This is a genomic window from Neisseria sp. P0009.S007 (assembly GCF_051962515.1).
Genome location: NZ_JBQCVF010000818.1, coordinates 1 through 598, shown reverse-complemented (window position 1 = coordinate 598; position 598 = coordinate 1). Strand labels below are relative to the sequence as shown.

Annotated in this window: 1 protein-coding gene; it reads right to left on the bottom strand. The window is 27.4% G+C overall.

What is annotated here, in order from left to right; translation table 11 throughout:
• Positions 1 to 236: 236 nt before the first annotated feature.
• Positions 237 to 598, bottom strand: a 362-nt coding sequence (locus ACTHS3_RS16570; RefSeq protein ID WP_440368582.1) for a hypothetical protein, incomplete at its 5' end; no start/stop codon positions are given.

The following is a 598-nucleotide window of genomic DNA, read 5'->3' as shown; positions in this document are numbered from 1 at the left end:
GTGTATGTCTTGTCATCTCTAGTAAATATTGCAGAGATGGCTTTCCTTTAATAGTATCAGGAAAAAAATTCTTAAAAATATCAATTTCTTTATTAAAAGATAATTTTGCTCTTAAGTTTACTAGTTTTACTAAGTTAGACCCTTCGGCATAATCAGTATCTTGATACCAGTTTAATTCAAATCCAAAGTCTTTTCTTAATTTATTTTTATTTGGGTTTGGTAGTTTTTCATATAGTTCAGTTCGACAAAGGATAACGATATGAATTTTTTTTTTTGTTAGAAAAAAATAATAAATTAAGCTTCTCAGCTTCAAAAATTAGTGCTGATAGAGCTTGATATTGTACTTCTCTAGAAGTTAGAATATCATCTAAACCATCAATTATTAGAATTAGACCACCCTCAGTAGAATAACTGATAACTAATTCTTTTAAAAAAGAAACTAAATCCGTAAAAATTGTTTCATATGAGTTGCTTTGAGTTGAACCAGCGGTAGAATACTCTAAAATTTTAGGGATTTGAATTTTAAATTCTTTTTTACTAGATTTTACCGCAACACTTTTTAAATCTGATGATGAAAGAAGTCCAAACTCATCAAGTT